The sequence below is a fragment of the Colwellia sp. MEBiC06753 genome, assembly GCF_053470325.1.
Genome location: NZ_JBQMTM010000004.1, coordinates 126,102 through 143,579 on the forward strand (window position 1 = coordinate 126,102; position 17,478 = coordinate 143,579).

General features: G+C 40.4%; 14 protein-coding genes. 8 read left to right on the top strand and 6 right to left on the bottom strand.

Translation table 11 applies throughout. The features are described 5' to 3' along the window. Complete coding sequence (locus ACOB82_RS05000) at window positions 1-945, bottom strand: hypothetical protein (protein WP_448211841.1); 945 nt, start codon at window positions 943-945, stop codon at window positions 1-3. A 97-nt stretch (window positions 946-1,042) separates the two neighbouring features. Further along, entirely contained in the window at window positions 1,043-1,255 is a 213-nt protein-coding gene (locus ACOB82_RS05005; RefSeq protein WP_448211842.1) for a DUF2061 domain-containing protein, read from the bottom strand. Between the two features lie 212 nt (window positions 1,256-1,467). Here ACOB82_RS05005 and ACOB82_RS05010 point away from each other — a divergent pair, with 212 nt between their 5' ends. Beyond that, window positions 1,468-3,249, top strand: coding sequence for an acyl-CoA dehydrogenase C-terminal domain-containing protein (locus tag ACOB82_RS05010; RefSeq protein ID WP_448211843.1), 1,782 nt, complete (start codon window positions 1,468-1,470; stop codon window positions 3,247-3,249). Between the two features lie 163 nt (window positions 3,250-3,412). After that, entirely contained in the window at window positions 3,413-4,162 is a 750-nt protein-coding gene (locus ACOB82_RS05015) for a response regulator transcription factor (protein WP_448211844.1), read from the top strand. 47 nt (window positions 4,163-4,209) lie between these two features. Here ACOB82_RS05015 and ACOB82_RS05020 read toward each other — a convergent pair whose 3' ends face one another. After that, a complete protein-coding gene (locus ACOB82_RS05020) occupies window positions 4,210-4,827 on the bottom strand; it encodes a MipA/OmpV family protein (RefSeq protein ID WP_448211845.1) in 618 nt (205 codons plus the stop codon). Window positions 4,828-5,136: 309 nt separating this feature from the next. Here ACOB82_RS05020 and ACOB82_RS05025 point away from each other — a divergent pair, with 309 nt between their 5' ends. Genes ACOB82_RS05025 through ACOB82_RS05035 form a run of 3 tightly spaced genes read left to right on the top strand, consistent with a single transcriptional unit; the run spans window position 5,137 to window position 6,435 of the window. Then, a complete protein-coding gene (locus ACOB82_RS05025) occupies window positions 5,137-5,880 on the top strand; it encodes a 1-acylglycerol-3-phosphate O-acyltransferase (protein ID WP_448211846.1) in 744 nt (247 codons plus the stop codon). Window positions 5,881-5,883: 3 nt separating this feature from the next. Next, complete coding sequence (gene rraB / locus ACOB82_RS05030; protein ID WP_448211847.1) at window positions 5,884-6,234, top strand: ribonuclease E inhibitor RraB; 351 nt, start codon at window positions 5,884-5,886, stop codon at window positions 6,232-6,234. A gap of 42 nt (window positions 6,235-6,276) precedes the next feature. After that, window positions 6,277-6,435 (top strand): hypothetical protein, encoded by a 159-nt coding sequence (locus ACOB82_RS05035; protein ID WP_448211848.1) that lies wholly within the window; start codon window positions 6,277-6,279, stop codon window positions 6,433-6,435. A gap of 44 nt (window positions 6,436-6,479) precedes the next feature. Here the strand turns inward: ACOB82_RS05035 and ACOB82_RS05040 are convergent, their stop codons facing one another. Together ACOB82_RS05040 and ACOB82_RS05045 are read right to left on the bottom strand one after the other, a co-directional pair. After that, window positions 6,480-9,590, bottom strand: a complete 3,111-nt coding sequence (locus tag ACOB82_RS05040) for an efflux RND transporter permease subunit (RefSeq protein WP_448211849.1) — start codon at window positions 9,588-9,590, stop codon at window positions 6,480-6,482. Further along, on the bottom strand, window positions 9,590-10,732 hold the full coding sequence (locus tag ACOB82_RS05045; RefSeq protein WP_448211850.1) for an efflux RND transporter periplasmic adaptor subunit: 1,143 nt from the start codon (window positions 10,730-10,732) through the stop codon (window positions 9,590-9,592). Before ACOB82_RS05045 ends, ACOB82_RS05040 begins: the two co-directional genes overlap by 1 nt. Before the next feature lie 141 nt (window positions 10,733-10,873). On the opposite strand from ACOB82_RS05045, the gene ACOB82_RS05050 reads away from it, so the two are divergent. Next, a complete protein-coding gene (locus tag ACOB82_RS05050; RefSeq protein WP_448211851.1) occupies window positions 10,874-11,515 on the top strand; it encodes a TetR/AcrR family transcriptional regulator in 642 nt (213 codons plus the stop codon). Between the two features lie 12 nt (window positions 11,516-11,527). On the opposite strand, the gene ACOB82_RS05055 is transcribed toward ACOB82_RS05050, so the two are convergent. After that, window positions 11,528-12,544, bottom strand: coding sequence for a LacI family DNA-binding transcriptional regulator (locus ACOB82_RS05055; RefSeq protein ID WP_448211852.1), 1,017 nt, complete (start codon window positions 12,542-12,544; stop codon window positions 11,528-11,530). Window positions 12,545-12,718: 174 nt separating this feature from the next. Between ACOB82_RS05055 and pgi the strand changes: the two genes are divergently transcribed. Both pgi and ACOB82_RS05065 read left to right on the top strand, forming a co-directional pair. Continuing rightward, window positions 12,719-14,392 carry a glucose-6-phosphate isomerase gene (pgi, locus tag ACOB82_RS05060; protein ID WP_448211853.1) on the top strand — a complete coding sequence of 558 codons (1,674 nt, stop codon included), beginning with the start codon at window positions 12,719-12,721 and terminating at the stop codon, window positions 14,390-14,392. Between the two features lie 328 nt (window positions 14,393-14,720). Beyond that, window positions 14,721-17,402 carry a TonB-dependent receptor gene (locus ACOB82_RS05065; protein WP_448211854.1) on the top strand — a complete coding sequence of 894 codons (2,682 nt, stop codon included), beginning with the start codon at window positions 14,721-14,723 and terminating at the stop codon, window positions 17,400-17,402. Window positions 17,403-17,478 lie beyond the last annotated feature (76 nt).

The following is a 17,478-nucleotide window of genomic DNA, read 5'->3' on the forward strand; positions in this document are numbered from 1 at the left end:
TTATAAGTCAAATACTTCGGCAGTGTAAAGTCCGGCATGAATGGCTTGTTCGGAATCAAATGATAATTTACCCAGTGGCATCAGTGCAGGACCTGTAGGATCACCCAGTACAAAAGTCTGACCGTTAACAGTAATGGTGATGTCATCTCCTTCAGGTAAGGTATCAATGCCAATAAACGCATGTTGATCGATATAGATCATGGCCATCGTAATTCTGGGCATTAATGCTCTTAGAATGGCAATGGTTAACGTCATCTTACTGTCACAGTCCCCTTGATTTTCCCATATCACTTTTGTTGGTACATTAAACCCAGCCCCTGATGAGGTCGTACGTGAGATGAGCTCTGAATAAGGAATGTTTTGAACAAAGCTTAAGGTGAAATCAGTGACTTTACGAATATTTTGCACATCAACTGCTGCCATAATTGGCTCTTTGGCGGGCGCTAGCAATTGTGCTGATTCATGGGCGATACGGATGTGATCGGGTTTGATGCCGGCGTTTTGATTGTGATCGGTAAATTGATGATAGTATTGAGATTGCAAATACTGGTGAAAAAAGGTTTGCTCTTCTTGTTGGATGCGTTGCTTGGCTAACGCAATCGCTTCTTGGTTATTGCCTGACAGCGATATATTCTCAAAGCTATTGTCAAAATTGACTAAAACACCTTTAAGAGGCTGTTTTTGCAAACTACGTTTTATATTTTTTTGAACGTATCGGGTGGCAAACTTTGGGTTATATTCTTTAAAGCGACGAAACTTTTTAAATAATGTTTTTTTATTGAGGGTGAAGCTCAGTGAGCGTTGATTTTTATTAATATCAAGCCATTGATAATCAAACTGATAGCTATCACCAAGGTCGGTTTTGGTGAAGTTTAATTGTTGCGCATTGACCCCATTTACACTCAATAGTACACAGTAAACTATTACCGATAAGACAATTCGCACCAAAATTCCTAACTAACCGCTTTTGTTATGTTTTTTACTATAGCGTTAATCAGTGGTTGTCGCCAAGTCGTTGATCATACCATTGAATATTAGACTGTTAGGCTAACACTACCATGTCAGTTTTAACATTCACGAGTTTTTTCCGTTCAAGATGGCTCCAGAACATCTCATGAAAATAAAACGCTATGGTATTTATTGCTGGCTCGACAATTGCGATTAACCCGCCAATTATATAACTCCCCGTCAGTAGGTAAGTGACGCTAAAAGCAACGCTAAAATGTAACACTGCAAAAGTTAAAGTCTTTTTCATTCTAAAATTTCATCTCAAATAAATGTTAATGAGAACTATTATCAAATGCAGTGACTTGGTAAAATAAATTTTATTAATTATTTAATTCAAATAAATCGATTATGACTAGCACAGAAACACCAAAATAAATCAGACAAAGCTTTACTTTCGACAATAATTCACTATATTTAAACGCATGTTTAAATTGTGTGTTTTAATTTTTGAGGTGTAATGTGGCTGAGTATCAAGTTCCATTAAAAGATATGAACTTTATTTTGTTTGATGTGTTCAAGGCAGACGAGCTATGGCAGTCATTGCCAGCATTATCAGACCATGTCGACCGAGATACTGCCGATGCGATATTGCAAGAATGTGCAAAAATTGCAGAACAAGAAATTGCACCACTATTACGCGTGGGTGATGAGGAAGGCGTTAGTTTTAATAATGGCGTTGTAACAACAGCTACTGGTTATAAAGACGCGTTTAATACTTATGCTGAAGGTGGTTGGGCTGGCTTAGGCGGCGATCCAGAATATGGCGGCATGGGTATGCCTAAAATGATCACTGCAATGCATGAAGAAATGCTTTGTTCGGGTGATATCTCTTTTACCCTTTATCCTGTGCTAACTGCCGGTGCAAGCTTATCGCTAGCTAAACATGGTAGTGATGAATTAAAAGCAGCCTATTTACCTAAAATGTATAGTGGAGAGTGGGCTGGTTCTATGTGTTTAACCGAAGCACATGCAGGAACAGACTTAGGCATGATCCGCACAAAAGCTGTGCCACAAGAAGATGGCAGTTACCGTATTACGGGTAATAAGATTTTTATTACCGGCGGTGAGCATGACTTAACTGAAAATATCATTCACTTAGTGTTAGCAAAACTACCTGATGCACCAGCGGGGCCACGCGGTATTTCTTTATTTTTAGTACCTAAAATTAATGTTAATGATGATGGTAGTTTAGGTGACGTTAACGGCGTAAGCTGCGGTTCAATTGAGCATAAAATGGGTATTCATGGTTCTGCAACTTGTGTAATGAACTTTGATGATGCGAAAGGTTACTTAATTGGCGAAGTGAACAAAGGCTTAGCTTGTATGTTCACTATGATGAACTTTGAACGTATTGGTGTGGGTATCCAGGGCATTGGTGCTGCAGAGCGTTCTTATCAAAATGCACTGGAATATGCTAAAGATCGTATTCAAGGCCGTTCATTAACGGGGGCAAAATCACCTGATCAAGCAGCTGATTCTATTATGGTGCATGGTGATGTGCGTCGCATGTTACTCAACATGAAATCATTGACTGAAGGCTCACGTGCGTTATCAGCTTATGTATCTAAGCAGTTAGATATTGCCACCTACGGTGAAGGCAATGACCAAGTTAAAGCTGATACTTTAGTTGCACTGTTAACACCAATTGCTAAGGCCTTCTTTACCGATATGGGCTTTGAGTCAACGGTAGCTGGTCAGCAAGTATTTGGTGGTCATGGCTTTATTCGTGAGTGGGGACAAGAGCAGCTAGTACGTGATACGCGTATTACTCAAATCTACGAGGGTACCAATGGTATTCAAGCGATGGATTTATTAGCGCGTAAAGTTGTTGCGTCAAAAGGTGCAATGTTCAGTGTTTTCGCTGATGAAATAAAAGCATTTATTGATGAAAACCAATCTTCAGAAATGGCTGAGTTTATTAAGCCTTTAACTGAAGCGCTAGCTGACTTACAAACATTAACCGATAATATTATCGCTCGCTCGCAGGGTGATACCAATATGCTAGGTACCGCGGCAAATGACTATTTACATGTCTTTGGTTATACGGCAATGGCGTTTATTTGGGCACAGATGGCAAAAGTGGCACTTGAGAAATTAGACTCTGGTGACAGCTTCTATCAGGCAAAAGTGAAAACTGCACGTTATTACTTTGCCCGTGTATTGCCACGTAGACTGTCATTAATCCACACTGCAGCACAATCAAGTGATGTACTGTTTGAAATTGAAGACGAGCTGTTTTAATTAATCGCTAGCATTTAACCCATTAAAAAGAGCCACAATGTTGGCTCTTTTTTTCTTTCGAAAACAACAAAATCACTAAAGAATATAACAATTTATCACATATTAAATCGTTACTGATTTGTATACTTATTGCTCTTATAGTTGACTGTTTCGGGAGAGCGTCATGTATTCAGCAATAGAAAATCAAGCAATAATTAATAAAGGCTGCTGCGCGTTGTTACTTGATAGTGACAGCATGGCTTCTGCGTTGTTAAAAAACTATTTAGAGAAATGTTACTTTCGAATCGAGGTACTAGCGGATATTGATATTCTTGGCCAAACCATTACCGCGACTCAGCCAGATATTATTATTATTTCTGGCGCTTTTCCTACTATAGATAACCTTAGTTTATCTCGTGAAATTCGCCGTACCTATTTGGGACCTTTATTATTGCTCGACCAAGATAGTAGTGAGCAGGTGCAAATTGCCGCATTTGTATCCGGGGTCGATGATTATTTAGTGAAACCAGTATCACCAACCATGATCAAAGTGCGAGCTGAATCTTTGGTTCGCCGCGCACAACTTACTCAAGATAATGATCACAGTCGTGAACGACAAGTGGGTAATTTAGCTTTAGATATTCAAGGGCACCGCTGCTTTATTGCCGGAGATCCAATAAAATTAAGTAGTTTTGAATTTAGGCTGCTTGATTTATTAATTGCCAGTCAAGGTCGAGTACAAACACGCGCTAACATGTACCGAGTGTTGTTGAATCGTACTTATAACGGTGTTGAACGGACAATTGATGTGCGGATGGCCAAGCTAAGAGAAAAGCTTAATAACAGTGGGTTCAAATATGCGTCAATTGAAACTGTTTGGGGTCAAGGTTATGTGCTTAATGAGTCGCAACAGTTAACTCAGCTAGCCTCATAACCAATCAGCACTTGTTTTTGGCTAAAGTCATTAGCTTGGTTAGTTATTCAGAATGAATAGGTAGTGCCGATTAAGGCCATATGTTGTAAGTCATGTTCAATTAATGGGTTGTTCAATGCTTCGCTATCAAGTGAAGTGGTTGATAGTGAGCCAACAATGGCCCATTTTGCATTTAAGTGATAACTGCCGATGACACTGACTGTAGTGTTAGTGCTTGGTTCTCCATTTAATGAATGCATTAATGGCGTTGCTGGAGTTAATAGGTATTGCTGCTCTGTTAGCGATTGCTCTACTACCTCTAATTTAGCAGCAACTGCAATGTCTAGTGCACGATAAGACATAACAACATAACTACCTTGAAGGAAGAATTGACGCCCCTTGCTGGAGTCAAAACTTCCTGAGGTTAATTGAGTTTGGGCAGGGCTGATAACCGTAGCATATTGACTTGCTAGCACCTCATCATTTAGCCCAGCTTCTAAGTCGAAATCAAGCGAGTAGTGAAGTGCTGGTATCTCTGTTAGTAATAGCTGATCGGAAATTCCCAATGCTTGCATATTTGAGCGACTAAGCCACTCGTGAGTTTGCTGATTCTGGTCATCATCGGTGAAGGCGTAACCAGACGCCGAAAAGAGATAAAACAATATGAACACACAGCGAAAAGTCATATATCCTCCCTAGGCGATAATTGTTTTTAATTTTTTTGTTATTGCAATTTAACTATAGTTGCTTTTGTTTTAGCTGACAGAAAAAAATCAGCAATTTATCTTAGTGTATTGAAAGATAATTAATTTTTGTTATTTGCACATCAAGCTATAGGTTTTCAGATAAGCCAATTAGATCGTTTGGTTACTGCAACAGTGGTTTTGATACGCCACAGGTCAGGAAGCGAGCAGAATTATTTATTTAGCGCATGATTAAACATTAATCGGAATCCATGTATACTTGCGCCCTTGAAATTTTATAGGACTAGGTTTTTGTTAGCTATTATCCGTATTGTCTTACTAGCGTTGGCGCTGGTACTTATCTCAGTTTTTGCTTGTATATATAGTTTGTTGCGACCTTTTCACCGTAACAATGTCCATGTTGCTGCTCGCACTATGGGTAAGTTAGCCAAAGTAATCGGCTTGGAAGTTGATATCAGAGGCCAAGAATTAGTGCCAGCTGATATTCCTGTGGTCTATATTTGTAATCATCAAAATACTTATGACATTTTTACCCTAAGTAATGCGGTTCAAGAGCATACGGTGAGTGTTGGTAAAAAAAGCTTAAAATGGATACCGTTTTTCGGTCAGATGTATTGGCTAACAGGTAATATTTTGATCGACCGAAAAAATACCAATAAAGCCATTAACACCATTGCATTAACGGCTGAAAAAATGAAAGAAAAACAGCTATCTGTTTGGTTGTTTCCTGAAGGAACCAGAAGTTATGGTCGAGGGTTGTTGCCATTTAAAACCGGGGCTTTTAGAACCGCACAACAAGCGAATGCCCCTATTGTGCCAATTTGCGCAAGTAATACCCATGGTGTTGTAAAATTAAATCGCTGGAATAACGGTAAAATGATCATTGAGTTTATGCCGCCAATCTATATTGATAGCGATGATAAAAAGAATATTAGAGTCGTCACCGACCAAACCCGAGCAACTATGCTTGGTAAAATTAAAGCAATTAGTATTGAAGCTGGTACTGAATTACCGGAAGTGAAAACGGAAAAATAAGCCATGACAAACGAAGAAATACAATATTGGACCGGTTATACCGAGTCTTTGGTTAATGAATTACTTGAAGATGGCAGTAATGATGAGGCACTTCACACCATTGAGCACCATTTTTCTTCACCAGACTTTGATGCATTAGAAAAAGCAGCAATTGCAGCATTTAAAATGGGCCTTGAAGTTGAAGAACCAGAAGAAGCTGAGTTAGAAACAGGCGAGAAAGTTTTCGCTTTTGACATAATTACCGAGCAATATCTGGATGCTGAGCTAATCTTAGATGAGACGCAAAAAATGGTACAACTGGCACAACAGACAAAAGTTGATTATGATGGCTGGGGTACCTATTTTGAAGAATAAATAATCAAAATAGTAAGTTAATATTTTAAAGGAGATTTTCCAATGGAGTGGTTAAGTCAGTTGTTACAACCTGAAGTTCTATCGTTATTAATTCCTATTGTCGCTATAGTTGGTGCATTTGCTGTTGCGGCGCTCAATGCTCATCATAAGCACCAAGAGCGTATTGAAAAGATTAAGCAAGGTTTTAACCCAGAGAAATAATGCAACTCTGGGTTAAAAACTGATTTAAGCTTATCAATTAAAAGTTACTCATTAGTTACCGCTAGTGAATGGTCAACTAGAGCACCAGTTGTTTCAAACGCCTTCCTTGTGCTAAACAACGAAAATGCCGCAGGAACAAAGTAGAAAGACAATAACGTAGTTAATAAAGTGCCGCCAGCCACAGCTACAGCAAATGGTGGCCAGAAACCGCCACCAGCCAATATCAAGGGTAAAAAGCCACCAACTGTTGTAATGGTCGTTGACGTAATATGACGGGTGCAGCTTTTCACCCCTAAAATAATCGCTTCTTTATCGCCTTTAACTGCCAAAGGATCCGCTTTAAGTTCGGCAATAATCACGATAGCTGCGTTAATCGCTAGCCCCATTAAACCAAGCAGTGCAATGATTACCGTAAAGCCAAACGGGTAACTGAATAAAAAGATACTAAGTAAACCTAACCCCACTGATTGAATGGCGCTAAGAAAGATAATTGCGCTGATCCTAAACGAATTAAATGACAGCACGACAACGGTGATCAGTAAGGTAAATATGATGCCAACACTGGCGAGTAATTTACTCACTGCCGTGTTACGCTCCGCCGACTCGCCGCCAACTTCCATTCGATAACCACCAGGCAAGGTAAAGTTATTTTTCGCTAGGTTTTCTTGCACTTTCGCCAAGACAATTGATGGTAAAACACCAGCACGAATATAGCCTTCAATCACGTTGACTCGCATACCATCACGGTGTGGAATTGCACCGCGTGACGGCTTAATAGTGAGCTCAGACAGCGAGGTTAATGGAATACTGTCATTGGCTTTATTACTTAATAAATTCACGTTGGCGATATCAATTAATTCGTTACGAGATTCATTGCGCATACGTACACGAATTGGGATTGATTCAGTCGCTTCAATAACTGAACCATTAACTTGGCCGGTTAGTGATTGGCTCATTTGCTGGGCAATATCAACTAAACTAAGCCCAGAAAGCGCAGCAGCAGACTCATCGGTTTTAACCCAAACTTTCGGAGTACCAGGTTGCAAGGTGGCTCGGGTGTGCATAACATCATCCGTTAAACTCATCACCCGCCGTATTTCGTCACCCAATGTTTTTAAAGTATCTAAATTAGGGCCAAATAGTCGCAGCTCAACAGGTGCATTAAATGGTGGTCCTTGTTCTAACTTACGTACCAGCACTTGTGCTTGCGGAAACATATCATCTAACGCAATTTGAATTTGCGGAATAAGCCGGTTGGCAGCCTTAAAATCTGAAGCTGTGATCATACCTTGCGCATAGTTTCTTAGCCCGTCTTTGGTTGGCATCATGTTGTAATAAAATGACGGCGCATTTTTACCAATAAACCATTGAACTTTGTTAATACCGGTTTGAGTATGCAAATACGCGCTCAGTTTATCGGTCATATCTTTGGTATTGTCTATGCTGCTTTGTGCGGGCATAAACACTTCTATTTGAAACATATCGCGATCAGAGGGCGGGAAGAATTGTTCCGTTAAATGCTGAGCTGCAATAAAGCCCATTAACGGTAAACTCATGACCGCAATAATAATTGAACGGCGATAGTGTAAGGCAAAATGCAGTGACTTTTCGAACAGCTGACTAAGCGAATTTAACTCTATACCGTGATCATACCAATGTGGCTTTGTTCCTTCGGTTGGCTTAGCAATAAAGCGTCCAGCTAAACCTGCAACTATGGTATGTGAAATAATATAAGAGCCAATTAATGAGAATATAACGCTTAAGGCAATTCCACCAACAAATTCACCCGCAGGTCCTGGCATTAGTACAATCGGCATAAAAGCCAAAATTGTCGTAATGGTTGAGCCCATTAATGGTTGCCATAAATGCTTAACGGCGTAACCGACACTGTCTAGACGTCGCATACCTTGTTGACGTTTCACTTGAATGGTATCGGTCATTACAATGGCGTTATCAACCATAATGCCTAACGCGACCACTAAACCAGTCACTGACATTTGGTGAATAGGTAAACCATAAATATTCATTACCGCTAGCGTAAAAAGTACGGTAAGCGGTAGTGAGCTGGCGACAATAGCGGCGCTGCGCCAACCTAAGGTTAAGAACAATACCATCGATATCAGCACAAAACCCAGTGTGATATTACCGAGTAGCTCGGTTAATCGAGTTTCAGTGTAGGTATTTTGATCAAATAACACTTCTAAGCCAATTGAGGCGGGTAATGTCGATTTAAATTCTGCTAATGCGTTTTCAACGTCATGGGTCCACTTGTCGATACGTAAATCTGGCAGCATACGTGTGGCAACAACCACTGCCGGCTTATCATTGATAATTGCCATTTCACGAGCAGGCCAATTTAATGATTTACTGACCTCGCTAACATCGCCTAAGGTAACCACGTTTCCTTGGCTGTTGGTTTTTAACGGTATATTGCGAATTCGTTCGACACTATCTAGCGCGCCAGTTAATTCCACCTGCATTTGGTTATTACTATTAACCAACTGACCGGCTGAAACTTTAGCGTCTGCTAAGAAAATTTGTTGAGATATATAAGCGGCCGAAAGCTTCATTTGTGAAGTTTTAGCTTCATCAATGGCCACTAAAATCTCTTCTTCACCGTGACCGAAAACTGTGACGATATCAGTGCCGCTTATTAACCGTAGGCGGTTTTGTAACTCGTTGGCATAACGACCTAATATCGCAATATCTGGTTGATTATCATTAAGCCAATTTAATGCTACCAATTGGGTATAGGCATAGCCTCTATCATCTTCTAATGTTGGCTTTAGCGCGCCTTGTGGCAGTTCGGGCTCTACATCACTGATAAGATCACGAACGCGCGACCAAATCGGTTTAGTGTCGGTAATTTCATCTTTTAATTGTATTTGAACAACCGATAACCCAGGGCGAGAAACTGAAGTAATTAACTTGATCTCATAAAGTTTACGTAACTTTTGTTCAATTTTTTCAGTGACTAATACTTCAACGCGTTCAGCGCTGGCGCCAGGCATTTGTGTTAAAACACTGGCAAGTCTATTTTGTATATGTGGGTCTTCAGTACGAGGTAGGGTGGAGAGTGCTCCTAATCCAGATACAATCAGCAGCGCAATCACCAACGACATTAAACGGCCATTTTTAACAAATGAACGTATCATTATTTGGCTCCTGCAGCTTTAATTAACTGACCAGGCACATATCGGTGTAAACCTTGACTAATTAAAGACAGTGATTCGCCTGAAAGCCCACTAATAAAGGCTTGTTCTTGTGTGGTATGAAGCACCTTAACCGTTTGTGGCGTAATTTGATATTGGCCTTGGGCTTGATTAGCTCCTTTTGCAGGTTCGGCAGTGTAGATATTCCATTGGCCTCTTACGCCATCGGTTAATGCAGTAAGTGGCACCCAAAAGCCGGGTTCAGAAATTTCTTGTTTGATACTAACACGAGCGATTAAGCCGCTGACATTTAGCAACGAGTTGTCCATCGTTAATCGTACATTTACTGTGCGAGTTTCTTGATTAAGTTGTTGCCCGATGGCAGTGATTTTGGCTTGAAATTGTTGCTGATTAACGTTGACGGCTAGGCTTTGGCCGATTGATAAATTTTCGGCAATATCGGCTGGCACCCCTAAGCTAATTTGTTGCTTAGACTGTTGTACTAAGCTGAAGGCTAATTGCCCTGCGCCAAGGTTGTCACCTTCTGATATATAACGCTGAAAAATCACACCAGCATACGGTGCGCGTAACTCAGTTTTAGCGATTTGATAACTTAAGGCATCATACGAGGCGTTTAAGCCGCTGCGTTTGGAAGTTAAAATTGCCCGCTCTGCAATTAATTCATCGATATATTGTTTTGACGCGTATTGATCTTTGATTAACTCGTTAGCTCGAGCTAAATTTGCTTGATTTAAGCTAAGTTGAGCATCGACTTGCTGTATTTGGGTTTTTAACTCAAAGGCTTTGATGTTTAGTAATTCATCATCCATTTGAGCTAATACTTCGCCAACCTCGATGGTATCACCACTGTCTTTATTTATTTTTATTACGCGTCCAGGGTATTCAAAACTAAGATTGGTTTGTTGTGTTGCAGCGAGTTTGCCAATGTATTCACGCACCACAGTATAACTAGTCTGTGCTTGTATATTTTCTATGGCAGCGGTGTGAACATAGCTTTCTGTAGATTCTTCAGCCACAGGTTTGCTACAACTCGCAATGCACGACAAGGTGACGAAGGTTGCTGCCATTGCTTTTAGCGGATTAACGTTGAGCAAAACACTAAACACTTGAGTAATTAATTTCATTATCATCCTTTTGATGAATATTATTTTGTCCTAAAGCTACCAACCTAGACTGATCGGTCTAGTGAGTTTAGTTTGTTATTTCTGGACTGTCTAGTCTACTTTAGCTACAGTAGTCAAATTAATGTCAACCTTTATAAGTATATGTCGAAAACTCGTAGTAAAAACCAAACTAAGCGTAAGCAGATATTAGTGGCTGCTACCGAATTATTTACCGAGCAAGGTTATGCATCGACGACCATGGCATTGATTGCACAACAGGCCGATGTCTCAAAACAAACGGTATACAGTCACTTTGGCAGTAAAGAAGAACTATTTTCTGCCGCAATTGAACAAAAATGTGACGCTACCGTGATGATAGACATTGCTAATATCGACTTTACTAAGCCTAAGCAAACTTTATTCCAGTTAGCTAAAAGTTTTTTTTGTATGATCACGTCAAAAGAAGCATTGGCCGTTCATAAGATTTGCGCATTTGAAGCCAATACCTATCCAGAGCTCTCTGAATTGTTTTATCAGGCAGGGCCAGAAAAGTTAACGATTCAAATGACGAAGCTGATGGTGGAGTTTGACCGACAAGGAATTTTAACCATAGTTGATCCAAGATTTGCCGCTATCCAATTTCTTCACATGATGAAAGGCGAGGCGTGGCTGCGGATAGAATTTAATACTGAAAAACAATTAACTGAGCAAGATATTGATTTATACCTTGCTGACAGTGTTGAATTTTTTATGCGAGGCTATGCGGCTAAAGATTATGCGGCTAAAGGTTGTGGGTCAAACTAGTTTTAGCGTAGCTTAATGGGCTTGGGCGGTTGAATCTCTCACCACTAGCTCTGGCGTATATTGTTTGTCTTCAACCTTAGCACTTTGTTTACGTGTATGAGCAATCAATAAATTCGCGGCATTTTCGGCAATCGATTCATTCGGCTGATGCGCCGTAGTAAGTTTTGGCCAGGTTTGCCTAGAGAATGGGCTATTCTCAAAACCTGCAATCGATAATTGCTCTGGAATATTGATATTCATTAGCCTAGAGGAGAATAATGCACCCGCAGCTATTTCATCATTACATGAAAAAATGGCGGTAGGCTTATCTGCTTGTGACATTAAGTATTTTGCCCCTTCAACACCCGATTCAAATGAATATTCCCCTGACTTAATTAGCGCTTCATTAATCGCAATGCCATTTTTTTGTAGCGCATCTTTATAACCATTTAACCGTTCAATGGTTGAATTATGCTCCATGCCACCGGCAATAAAACCAATTTTCTTGTGTCCCAAACTGATTAAATGTTCAGTAATTTCAAAGGCGGCGTCATGGTCATTGATCATCACACAAGGCGTTAAATTATCTGGCGCTTTGTTACCAGACATAATTCGTACTACTTCAACATCCAAGGCTTTGATTTTCTCTACAAACTCCTTCGATTCTGAAAATGGTGGGGTCAGCACTAAACCAGCAATGCGTGAGGTTCTAACCATAGCGCTGATTTCGTCAAAAATATCTGGTCTTTTTGAATCGCACGGGTGAATTACCAGCTCAAACCCCTGCTTGCGACAGGCGGCTAATATGCCGTTTTGCATATCAATGACGTAATAGGCATTGGGGTTATCATAGACATAGCCAATGCTAAATGCCTTTGTGCCAGCTAAATTGCGGGCGGCAAGGTTAGGTCGATAATTTAGCGCTTCAACAGCAGCCATCACCTTTTCTCTGGTCGGTTGACGAACAGAAGGTTCATTATTCATTACCCGCGAAACTGTTTTTATTGATACACCGGCCTGCTTCGCGACATCGTTAATGGTAGCTTTCATGTTTGAGTTGCGCGTTAACGTCCTATTTTGTGATGTTGAGTCGGCACTAGAGTATTGTGAAACGTAAAGGCTCGCAATAAATAATTCTTGAGAACCACTAAAAGTCAAATTGACAGCGCTGTCATTTTTATCTACTGTACGTGCAAAATTTAAAGATGATGGAAGGTTGTCCGTATGTCAAGTCGAGAAAGTTTAGCCAGTTGGCAACGCTTGGTGAAATTAGCCGAGCATAAAAAGCATCAGCATATGAATGATTTATTTGCAGAGGATGGTGATCGGTTTAATAAATTTTCGGTAAAGCTGCCTAATATATTACTTGATTACTCAAAAAACTTAATTGATGAGGAAACACTGTCGGCACTGTTTCAGTTGCTTGAAGAAACAGACGTGAGTGGTTGGCGCGACAAAATGTTTGGTGGTGAAAAAATAAACCAAACAGAAGATCGTGCGGTATTGCATACTGCGCTTCGAGGCTCGGTCAGTGAAGATTTAGTAGTTGATGGCGAAAATGTTAGCCAATGTGTAAGCAAACAACTAGAAAAAATTGAGCAATTTAGTGACAAAGTGCGACAAGGGCATTGGCTAGGATATTCAGGTAAGCGTATCACCGATGTCGTCAATATTGGTGTTGGCGGTTCAAACTTAGGACCGCAGATGGTTACTGAAGCGCTTAAACACTACAGCGATAATAGCGTCAACGTTCATTACGTTTCTAATGTTGATGGTGCTCAAATTGTCGAAATACTGCGTCCACTTGATCCACAAAAAGTGTTATTTATTGTTTCGAGTAAAACATTTACCACTACTGAAACGATGACTAACGCACGCACGGCCATGAAATGGCTTACTGCATCTTCTTTTGATGACTCAGCCATAGGTAAGCATTTTGTCGCAGTAACCTCGAACAAAGAAAATGCTACTGCGTTCGGTATTAAACCAGAAAATATCTTTGATATGTGGGATTGGGTTGGTGGCCGCTTTTCATTATGGTCAGCGATTGGTTTGCCTATTGCGTTAGATTTGGGGTTTGATAAGTTTCAAGCATTACTCGCTGGTGCTAATGAAATGGATGAGCATTTCAAATCAGCCCCTTACAATGAAAATATGCCAGTAATCTTAGCATTGCTTAGTTTATGGAATACCACGTTTCTTGGCGCTAAATCGCAAGCAATTTTGCCCTACGATCAAACGCTGCATATGTTAGCGGCTTATCTACAGCAGGCGGAAATGGAAAGTAACGGTAAATCTGTATCGTGGCATGGACAGGAAATTAACTACGCAACCGTTCCGTCAATTTGGGGAGAACTAGGTATCAATGGCCAGCATGCGTTTTACCAGTACCTGCATCAAAGCAATAATGTTGTGCCGGCTGATTTTATTGGCTCAATTGAAAGTGTTACGCCGGTTTCAGGGCATCATGAAACATTAATGGCGAACTTCTTTGCTCAAACTCAAGCTTTGATGACCGGGGTTAATGAATCACAAGTGAGGGAAGATTTAAAAGCTAAAGGCCGAACAGCTGAGTATATCGATATGGTTGCGCCACATAAGGTGCATAAAGGTAACCGCCCAACTAACACTTTGTTATTAAAACGTCTTGATCCGCGCTCTTTAGGTAATTTAATTGCACTATATGAGCATAAGATTTTTGTTCATGGCATTTTACTGCAAATATGTTCGTTTGATCAGTGGGGCGTGGAGCTAGGCAAAGGCTTGGCCGCGACCATTCAGGCACAGCTAGAAGACAGTGAATTACCGCGAAGTCATGATTGCTCAACGGAAAGTTTGATTCGTTATTATCATGAAATACGCAGTGGCCAACTGTTCGAGAATAGTCAGGACAACTAAATAAGTGCCATAATTGGTAATTAATAAGGCGGTTTTAGACCGCCTTATTAATGGAAAAAGTTAAGAAAATTGACCTTTTAGTCAAGTGAATTTAACTGAGCATTAACAATAATACAGTAATGTTACAATTAAATAGTCTTATTAAACATATACTTAATAATTGTGTTTGTATTAAATATGAACAAGCTCTAGCCAAGAGTAAATTTTATGTGTATGGTTTTAACTAGATGAATGACAACGCTGTCATAACAACAAAAGACAACGCTATCATTCATAAACAAGCTAAGATAATGAAAATATTAAATAAAACGTGTGTAAGGGAAAGTCGATGTCAACTTTAACATTTAAAAAAGGTGTATTAGCTACTAGCATTGCTGTCGCCTTTGCAGGTGGTGTTGCGCCGCATGCAATGGCTGAAGAAGCTCAAGCTGCTGATAACAAAGTCGAAGTTATTGAAGTTCGTGGTATTCGCGGCTCGCTTAAAGCATCTTTGAATGCTAAGCGATTTGCTAACGCTGTCGTTGAATCAGTATCTGCTGAAGATATTGGTAAGTTTCCAGATAAAAATATCGCGGAAACATTGCAGCGTGTATCTGGTGTAACTATTAACCGTGGTTTTACTGGTGAAGGTAACGAAGTTTCTATTCGTGGTATTGACCCACAACTAACCTCAGTACTTTTAAATGGTAACTTTGTGGCGTCGACTGCATGGTTCTCGCAATCAGCTAACAACCGTGCATTTAACATGGACTTAATGCCATCTGAATTAGTTGCTGGCGTTGATGTTTATAAATCACCTGAAGCGTCATTAGACGAAGGTGGTGTTGGTGGTACTGTTGTAATGCGTACTCGCCGTCCATTGGAATTAGATGCTAATACTATCTATGGCTCTGTTGAAGGTAACACTAACAGCTTAGCTGATGACAACGGTTTTGGTGCTACCGGTATGTATAGCTGGAAAAACGACGAAGAAAGCTTCGGTGTTCTACTTGCTGCCTCTACATTAGAAACAATCGGTCGTGCACGTAAATCAGAAAACTATTGGGAAGAGGGCTGGACAGCCTCTGGTATCTCAGCATTTGATCAAGACCGTACACGCGATGCGTTTGATGTAACAGCACAATGGGCGCCAAGTGATGACTTAGTGATCACAGGTCACGCGTTTAGAACAGAATTAGATGCAAAAAACACTAACCAAAACTTCTTAACGATTAACTCGCACTGGGATGCAGGCATTGGTTGTGATAGCCCAAATGTAACACCAGGTTATGAAGGTTGTACTGAAGACGCGAATGGCGTTCGTGAAGGTGGCTGGATTGGTGATAGCGGTTCTCGTTACACTGCTAGTGGTTTACCATTAACAGGTACGGCAGTTTTACCTGCATGGCTTGCACAAGATACCAATACCCGTAAAGCAAAAATTACTTCTGAAGTATTTGATTTAACGCTTGAATATCAAGGTAATGGTTACACACTTTCAGGTATCGTTGGTTACACTGAATCAAAAGGTGGTAACGGCGGTAACTACAATGGTTTATGGGGTATGGCAGGTTTCTCACCTGAGTATCCTTGGTCAGAGCCAGGCTCTGGTGCTTCTACACCACTTAGAGATAATGGTGTAACTGTTGATTACGATATGGATCGTAAGAACGACATCTACATGGCCATTAATGGTTTAGATGCTACTGATGGTACATGGCAAGCGCATAATGACCGTTCATTAGCAAAAACTAAACTGAAAGATGAAGAAACTTACGCACAACTAGATGTTGATTTTGATGTTGAGTTAGGCGCAATTTCTCAAATTGAAGCGGGTATTAAATTCCGTGATCATGAATTCTCTCAAGCTTACATAAATGCGAATCTGGATGGCGGCTGGTTAACTAACTTAGCTGATTATCAAGATGGCTATATTTCAGACTTTGGTGAAGTAATCGCATCGGGTTCTATCAGCAAATATCCTCGTTTAGATGAAGACGCTTATATCAAAGCAATCAACTCAGCTGTTACCGGTTGGACGGAAGATTTATCTGCTTACGGTAAAGTAAAAGAAGAAATTTTCTCTGCCTATGTTCAAGGTAACTTCGACGGTGATAATTTCCGCGGTAACGTTGGTTTACGTTACACAGGTACTGATATTACTGGTAGATCATACGATCCAACGCAAACGTCAATTGAAAAAGTTAAAGGTGACTATGAAGACTGGTTACCAAGCTTTAACTTGGCGATTGATTTAGCCGATGACATGATTTTACGTATGTCAGCAGCACGTGTAATGTCTCGTGCTGGTTACAGCCAATTAACGCCATCGTACTCAAATATCAACCCAACTAAGCCAAGCGCTAACTCGGGTAACCCAGGTATTAAACCTTTCCGTGCGACACAAATGGATATCGGTTTAGAGTACTACTTCAATGATGAATCTTTATTATCATTAGCTTACTTTACTAAAGATATTAAATCGTTTATCACTGATCGTAGCGAAATTCGTTACCTTCCTTCGCCAAATGACAACTCAAATGGTGAAATCGTGCCATGGACTGTTTCAGTGCCTGCACAAGGTCGTGGTGGTAACGTAGACGGCGTAGAACTACAGTATCAACAAGCGTTTGGTAACTTTGGTACTATCTTCAACTATACCTACACTGATTCTGAAGCAGAGAACGAAGCTGGTGATACTATCCAATTACCAGGTAACTCGCGCAATGCATTCAACTTAACAGGTTACTATGAAGATGACATGTTTGCTGCACGTATTGCTTACACTTACCGTAGCAAGTTCTTAGCAGCAGGTACTGCCATTGCTAACCAGCTTGATATCAACGATGAACAAGATTTCTTAGATGCGTCATTCACATGGCATGCAACTGACGAAATCGATATCACTGTTGAAGGTATTAACTTACTAGGTGAAGTGGTTTATGCACGTCACAACGGTGGTTCAGATACACTTCGTACAGCTGTCGATAACGGTACTCGTTACTTTGTTAAAGCGTCAATGCGCTTCTAAGCAAATGTAATGTGAAGAAGTGATAGATCAAAAGGGAAGACAATTGTCTTCCCTTTTACGTCTAGCCTTTTTGAGA

Coding starts and splice junctions, on each gene's coding strand:
- ACOB82_RS05035 (WP_448211848.1), top strand. CDS start 6,277: ATGGAGTGGTTAAGTCAGTTGTTACAACCTGAAGTTCTATCGTTATTA.
- ACOB82_RS05055 (WP_448211852.1), bottom strand. CDS start 12,544: ATGAAAGCTACCATTAACGATGTCGCGAAGCAGGCCGGTGTATCAATA.
- ACOB82_RS05020 (WP_448211845.1), bottom strand. CDS start 4,827: ATGACTTTTCGCTGTGTGTTCATATTGTTTTATCTCTTTTCGGCGTCT.
- ACOB82_RS05045 (WP_448211850.1), bottom strand. CDS start 10,732: ATGAAATTAATTACTCAAGTGTTTAGTGTTTTGCTCAACGTTAATCCG.
- rraB (WP_448211847.1), top strand. CDS start 5,884: ATGACAAACGAAGAAATACAATATTGGACCGGTTATACCGAGTCTTTG.
- pgi (WP_448211853.1), top strand. CDS start 12,719: ATGTCAAGTCGAGAAAGTTTAGCCAGTTGGCAACGCTTGGTGAAATTA.
- ACOB82_RS05040 (WP_448211849.1), bottom strand. CDS start 9,590: ATGATACGTTCATTTGTTAAAAATGGCCGTTTAATGTCGTTGGTGATT.
- ACOB82_RS05005 (WP_448211842.1), bottom strand. CDS start 1,255: ATGAAAAAGACTTTAACTTTTGCAGTGTTACATTTTAGCGTTGCTTTT.
- ACOB82_RS05065 (WP_448211854.1), top strand. CDS start 14,721: ATGTCAACTTTAACATTTAAAAAAGGTGTATTAGCTACTAGCATTGCT.
- ACOB82_RS05015 (WP_448211844.1), top strand. CDS start 3,413: ATGTATTCAGCAATAGAAAATCAAGCAATAATTAATAAAGGCTGCTGC.
- ACOB82_RS05050 (WP_448211851.1), top strand. CDS start 10,874: ATGTCGAAAACTCGTAGTAAAAACCAAACTAAGCGTAAGCAGATATTA.